We start from the raw sequence: 6,377 nt of genomic DNA, 5'->3' as shown, positions 1-6,377 counted from the left end.
AAATCGAACGAAGGACACCATGGTCAGTTCTTGGCCTGAGTCAGACCGAAACCGTCGCAGCACCATGACAAGTCTTCACAGATCTTGCCGTTGGTTTGTGGCCGGTAGGGGCGAGTCTTCTTGGGGGTGATGCTCAGCTCGCGGCAGGTGTCGCGCCAGGCGTGAGATCGGTAAGCAGCCCCGTTGTCCGAGAGCACTCGCTCGACGCGAACGCCTCGGTCGGCGAACCACGACACGGCCCGTCGCAGGACACCGGTGGCGGTGGCGGCGGTCTCGTCGTCGTGGATCTCGGCATAGGCGACGCGGGAGTGGTCATCGATCACGGTGTGAACGAACGCGTGGCCAATCAACGGTCCGCGGATGACGCCTTTGCGGCGGATCGGATCAGACGCTGCGCGGTGCCTGTCGCCTTGCTGCTTGCCGACGAATCGCCAACCGCCGCCGTCAGGGATGTTACCGAGCTTCTTCACATCGACGTGGATCAGCGACCCCGGATAGTCGTGCTCGTAACGGCGGGCCGGCTCCCCGGTCTTCACATCAACATGGGACAAGCGGTGGAGCCGGCAGCGCACCAACACGGCGTGAACGGTCGAGGCCGGCATCCCGAGTCGACCGGCGATCTGCACCGGCCCGAGTCGTTTCTTGATCCGCAAATGCACGATCTTCTTCACCAACAGCTGCGGCGTGCGGTTCGGATGCGTATGCGGGCGGGAGGACCGATCGGCCATCCCGACCGGGCCCAACTCGACATACCGGCGCGCCCATTTCGCAGCGGTCGGCCACGAGATCCGAAAGAAGTCGGCCGCCGCCGCGACCGTCCAACCCTCGTCGATGACCAACCGCGCAACACGCAGTCTTTGGCGCGGCGTCAAAGCCGCATTACCGTGAGACACGAGAACCTCCTGGTTTCGAGTGAGTGTCTAAGCAACTCCCACTCTGGCCCGGAGGTTCTCGCTATGTCACGGGTGCCAGATCAAACAACGTCCCTGGGCACTACAGCTAGCGGGTCTGCTGGCCGACGGATTCGCGCGTTCAACCGTTACCCGGATGAGAGTCACCCTCTCCGCTCTATTCGAGTACGCCGTCTCAGAACATTTCGCACCGGCGAACCCCGTCCGGGGTGCTCGTATGCCTGTGGTTGTCGGCCTCCCTTCGCGACCCAAAGCGGATACATGGACGCCCGAAGAGATGTCGAGAACCATCGCGGCGCAGCGGCTAGTAGACCCTGCAATGGCCGAGGTGACTGAATTTCTCGGGCTCACCGGCCTGCGGTGGTCAGAACTGAGGGCGCTACGCGTTGAAGATGTGGCGCAGATTCCGATGCCAGCGTTACATGTATGGCGCGCACAATCAGATGGCTACGCCGAAAAGACACTGAAGAGCAACTCTGGCGAGGTACGGTCCCGAACGATTCCTCTGCGTCCGCGGGCCTTAGAGATCGTGGCCCCTCGAGTTGAGGGCGTTCCTCCCGGAGCACACCTGTTTCGTTCGAAAACGGGAAAGCAGTTGCGAGGAAACTTGTTCCGCCGTCAAGTGCAGTGGAATGCGACTACGTGCCGCGGACTCACGATCCACGCGCTACGACACTTCGCAATTTCGTATTGGCTGCTTCGCGGCGTATACGTCAAGACTGCCGCCGAGTGGTCTGGGCACAAGAACCCGACAGTGCTGCTGTCCACCTACGCTCATGTCCTCGGCATTGATGCCAACCGGGCAGCTCTCGCCCTTCTGGACACACCTGCTGTCCCAGCGCTGTCCTGGGGCGCGGTTCCTGAAAGTCCGAACGGCCTCGACTAGTGCGCCACATAGCTTTATAAACTGTCGCTTATCAGCACTTTTGTTGCGGAGACGGTGGGATTTGAACCCACGGTGCCCTTAACGGGCACTCCACCTTAGCAGGGTGGTGCACTAGGCCTGACTATGCGACGTCTCCTGAGCGCCCGCGGGCGGACGCACGACAGCCATCATAACGGACGTTCCGGGCGCGGCCGGACACTCCACGCTCAGGCACCGGCGCCCGGGAGCTGGTGGGCGGTCTGGAGGAGCGCCGACCCCAGGATCAGCGTTGCGGCGACCCCGGCGGCGACCGAGAGGATCAGGACTGCGATCGTGGCCCAGAGCACTCCCGTTCCTCGGCCTCCCGCGACGCGGCGCACGATCACCGCGCGGCCGATCGTGTAGATCGGCCATGCAAGAAACGACCACGCCCAGTGGAACGGCTCGTCGACGCCGCGGCGGTTCAGGGTCCGGTAGTCGAGCCAGCTGAAGACGATGGACACGGCCAAGACCACCCAGCCGAGGATGCTGCCGGCGAGGTAGCCGGGCGAGGTCAGCAGCGCGAGGTTCGCGGAACCCGGATTCGCGAGGCCCGGATTCGCGAGCTGGGCGAGCGAGCGGGTGACGCTTCCGAGCGTGACCAGCGAGACGAGGGTGCTCGCCAGCGGCAGCAGCACCACCAGCCAGACCCACGAGGTGTACACCGGCGTCTCGGGAGGCAGCGGTCGGCGCTCCAGGGTGTAGCGCACGGGCGGCGCGGCGGCCAGGGCAGGAGCGTTTCCGCTCACCGCCGCCTCCCACTTCGTGCCGTCCCACCATCGCAGCGGTGCCTCGCCGAACGGGTCCGGATACCAGCCGGGTCCGAGCCGGCGGCTCACCTCGCCCCCGTCACCGTCCACCATTCAGAAGTACCCCACGATCTCGTCCACCGCTTTCCGCGCGTCCCCGAACAGCATCCTCGCGTTCTCGCGGTAGAACAACGGGTTGGGCACGCCCGCGTAGCCGGCGGCCATCGAGCGCTTGAACACGACGACCTGGCGGGCCTCCCACACCCGCAGCACCGGCATGCCGGCGATGGGGCTGCCCGGGTCTTCGGCGGCAGCCGGGTTGACGGTGTCGTTGGCCCCGATCACGAGCACCACGTCCGTGTCGCGCAGCTCGTCGTTGATCTCGTCCATCTCGAGCACGATGTCGTACGGGACGCGGGCCTCCGCCAGCAGCACGTTCATGTGGCCCGGCAGCCTGCCTGCGACCGGGTGGATGCCGAACCGGACGGTGACGCCGCGGTCGCGCAGCTTCTGGACGAGCTCGGCGACGGGATACTGCGCCTGGGCGACGGCCATCCCGTAGCCGGGCGTGATGACGACGGTGGTCGCGTTCTGCAGCAACTCGGCGGTCTGCTCGGCGGAGACCTCCTGGTACTCGCCCTGCTCCTCGACGGCGGCGGACGGGGCCGCGATCCCGAACCCTCCGGCGATCACAGACAGGAACGAGCGGTTCATCGCCTTGCACATGATGTACGACAGGTAGGCGCCCGACGAGCCGACGAGGGCGCCGGTGACGATAAGCAGATCGTTGTCGAGGAGGAAGCCGGAGGCGGCGGCGGCCCAGCCGGAGTAGCTGTTCAGCATCGACACCACGACGGGCATGTCGCCGCCGCCGATCGACGCGACGAGGTGGACGCCGAGGGCGAGGGCGATCAGCGTCACCACCGCTAGCAGCCACAGCTCGGGGGTGATCACGTACCAGACGGTCAGCGCCACGAACACGACGAGCGCTCCGATGTTCAGCGCGTTCTTGCCCGGCAGCACCAGCGGGCGCGACGAGATGCGCGCGGAGAGCTTCAGGTAGGCGACGATCGACCCGGTGAAGGTGACGGCGCCGATGAAGATGCCGATCACGACCTCCGCATTGTGCACGCCGCGCAGCGAACCGGTCAGGTCCGGGTGCGAGAGGTGACCCGTCCAGCCGACGAGCACGGCGGCGAGGCCGACGAAGCTGTGCAGGAGGGCGATGAGCTGCGGCATGCCGGTCATCTGCACGACGCGCGCTCGCCACAACCCGATCGCGGCGCCGACCACCATGGCGACGATCAGCAGGACGATGGAGGACGCGGGCAGCACGAGGAACCCGATGGTCGCGACCAGCGCGATCCCCATCCCGACCATGCCGTAGACGACGCCGCCGCGGGCGGTCTCGTGCCGGGACAGGCCGGCGAGGCTCATGATGAAGAGGACGGCCGCGACCAGGTAGGCGGCGTCCGCGACGCTGAGGCTCACCGGTTCGCCCCGCCGTCGCGTCCGGAGCGGCTGCCGCGACCGGAACCGCTGCCGCGACCGCCAGGCCCGCCGCCCCCGACCGCGTCGCTCCGCGTGAACATCGCCAGCATCCGCCGCGTCACCGCGAACCCGCCGAACACGTTGATGGAGGCCACCAGCACAGCGATCGCGGCGAGCGCCTGCACGAGCGGGTCGTGCGACGTGAGCTGCACGATCGCGCCGACGACGATGATTCCCGAGATGGCGTTCGTCACGCTCATCAGCGGCGTGTGCAGCGCGTGGTGGACGTTGCCGATCACGTAGAACCCGATGACGGTCGCGAGCACGAGCACGGTGAAGTGCTGCGGCAGCGGAGGCGGCGCCAGCGCCGCCAGCGCGAGCAGGACGGCGAGGCCCACGGCGGTCAGCACCGCCTTGCGCACCGGCCTCAGCCACGGCTCCTTCGGCGCGGGCACGGCGACCGGCGCGGCGGCGACGGGGGGCGGCGCCGCAGAGACGGTCACCGGAGGCGGCGGCCAGGTCGTCTCGCCGTCGCGCACGACGGTCACCGACCGCTGCACGACGTCGTCGAAGTCGAGGACGAGCCTCCCGTCCGTTCCGGGCGTGAGGAGGGTGAGGAGACTGACCAGGTTGTTGCCGTAGAGCTGCGACGACTGGGTCGGCAGGCGGGACGGGAGGTCGGTGTAGCCGAGGATGATCACCCCGCCCGGCGTGACCACCCGCTCCCCCGCGACCGACCCCGCGACGTTCCCGCCCTGCGCGGCGGCCATGTCCACGACGACCGTGCCGGGCCGCATGCTCGCGACGTCGGCCTCCGTCAGGAGCTTCGGCGCGGGGCGGCCGGGGATGAGCGCTGTCGTGATGACGATGTCGACGTCCCGGGCCTGCTCCGAGTAGATCTCGGCGGCGCGGCGGTCGTAGGCCTCGCTGGTCGCCTTCGCGTAGCCGTCGGTGGACTGCATCGCGTCGTCGCCTGCGACCTCCACGGCCAGGTACTCGCCGCCGATCGACCGCACCTGGTCGGCGACCTCCGGCCGCGGGTCGGTGGCGCGGACGATCGCGCCCATGCTGGATGCGGCGCCGATCGCGGCGAGGCCGGCGACGCCCGCCCCGGCGACCAGCACCTTCGCGGGCGGGACCTTGCCCGCCGCGGTGACCTGCCCGGTGAAGAAGCGGCCGAACTCGTGGGCGGCCTCCACCACGGCCCGGTAGCCGGAGATGTTCGCCATCGAGCTGAGCACGTCCATCGACTGCGCGCGGGAGATGCGCGGCACGGCGTCGAGGGCGAGCGCGGTGATCCCGCGCTGCGAGAGCGCGGCGAGGAGGTCGGGACGCAGGGCAGGGCTGAGAGTCGCGACGAGGGTGGCGCCGTCGGAGAGGAGCGCAATCTCGTCCTCGGTCGGCGGAGCGACCTTGATCACGATGTCGGCGGCCCACGCGTCGGCCCGGGAGGTCACTGTCGCGCCCGCGGCGGCGAAGGCCTCATCCGTGAACGCCGCCTGGACTCCCGCGCCGGACTCCACCCGCACGTCGTACCCCAGGGAGACGAGCTTCTTCACGGAACTCGGGCTGGACGCGACCCGGCTCTCGCCCGGCCCCTCAGCGACGATGCCGACTACCGACACCTGGCCTCCCTCGGCTTTTCCCTGGACACTAGCAGGCTGCACCTGCCGAAAGGAGTTCCGGCGGCGACGCGCGCGTCAAGCGCGCGCTGTGGCGCCCTGGATGACACCGGCGAAGACCGGCCGCCACACCACCCCCGCAAACCCGGCCGCTCCGATCGCCGCCTGCGCCCGCTCCCGGCTCCCCGCCGCCCCGCCCGGCCCGAACACCCGCACCGGCAGCCCGCGCGTCGTGAACACGTCCGCGAGCAGCAGCGCGCCTCCCGGAGCCAGCACCCGCCGGCACTCGGCCAGACCGGCCGCCTTGTCCTCCCAGTGGCTGAAGGAGGACGAGCTCACGACCAGATCGAACGCCCCGTCCTCGAACGGGAGCGCCTCCGCCGAGGCCTGCAACACGTCGGCGGGCGTGGAGGCCACCGCCTCCCGCACCATCCCGGCCGCCGGGTCCACCCCGGTGAGCCGCGCGTCCGGACGCAGGCGGGCGAGGAGCCGCAGCAGCGCACCGCTGCCGCAGCCGACGTCCAGGGTGCGGGGCTCGGGCGTCCCGTCGATGAGCGACACCGCCAGCACCCCAACGCGACGTACGATCTCGCCGTGCAGGAACCCGCGCGGCCCGCGCTCGTACCCGCCGGCGCGCCTGCCGTACGCAAGGATGTCCCGCTCGGGGTCGAAGGTCATGCGCGCAGCCTAGCGCCGCGGC

5 protein-coding genes, 1 tRNA gene and 1 pseudogene are annotated in these 6,377 nt (G+C 69.1%); 1 reads left to right on the top strand and 6 read right to left on the bottom strand.

Features of this window, described 5'->3' with window-relative positions:
- Positions 1–80 precede the first annotated feature (80 nt).
- Positions 81–893, bottom strand: a pseudogene (locus tag ACFQ9V_RS18985) (IS481 family transposase); the annotation flags it as partial.
- Between the two features lie 154 nt (positions 894–1,047).
- On the opposite strand from ACFQ9V_RS18985, the gene ACFQ9V_RS18980 reads away from it, so the two are divergent.
- Entirely contained in the window at positions 1,048–1,797 is a 750-nt protein-coding gene (locus tag ACFQ9V_RS18980; protein ID WP_382460676.1) for a tyrosine-type recombinase/integrase, read from the top strand.
- Between the two features lie 46 nt (positions 1,798–1,843).
- Here the strand turns inward: ACFQ9V_RS18980 and ACFQ9V_RS18975 are convergent.
- From ACFQ9V_RS18975 to ACFQ9V_RS18955, 5 genes are all read right to left on the bottom strand, one after another.
- A tRNA-Ser gene (locus tag ACFQ9V_RS18975) sits at positions 1,844–1,933 on the bottom strand.
- Positions 1,934–2,003: 70 nt separating this feature from the next.
- Positions 2,004–2,678 (bottom strand): DUF2510 domain-containing protein, encoded by a 675-nt coding sequence (locus ACFQ9V_RS18970; RefSeq protein WP_382460675.1) that lies wholly within the window; start codon positions 2,676–2,678, stop codon positions 2,004–2,006.
- Positions 2,679–4,055 (bottom strand): Re/Si-specific NAD(P)(+) transhydrogenase subunit beta, encoded by a 1,377-nt coding sequence (pntB, locus tag ACFQ9V_RS18965; protein ID WP_382460674.1) that lies wholly within the window; start codon positions 4,053–4,055, stop codon positions 2,679–2,681.
- Complete coding sequence (locus ACFQ9V_RS18960; RefSeq protein ID WP_382460673.1) at positions 4,052–5,680, bottom strand: Re/Si-specific NAD(P)(+) transhydrogenase subunit alpha; 1,629 nt, start codon at positions 5,678–5,680, stop codon at positions 4,052–4,054. Before ACFQ9V_RS18960 ends, pntB begins: the two co-directional genes overlap by 4 nt.
- Before the next feature lie 75 nt (positions 5,681–5,755).
- Complete coding sequence (locus ACFQ9V_RS18955; protein WP_382460672.1) at positions 5,756–6,355, bottom strand: class I SAM-dependent methyltransferase; 600 nt, start codon at positions 6,353–6,355, stop codon at positions 5,756–5,758.
- Positions 6,356–6,377 lie beyond the last annotated feature (22 nt).

Source organism: Leifsonia sp. NPDC056665 (assembly GCF_042791795.1).
GTDB lineage: Bacteria > Actinomycetota > Actinomycetes > Actinomycetales > Microbacteriaceae > Leifsonia.
The sequence above is the reverse complement of the archived record's forward strand: the minus strand, read 5'-3'. Positions and strand labels throughout refer to the sequence as shown.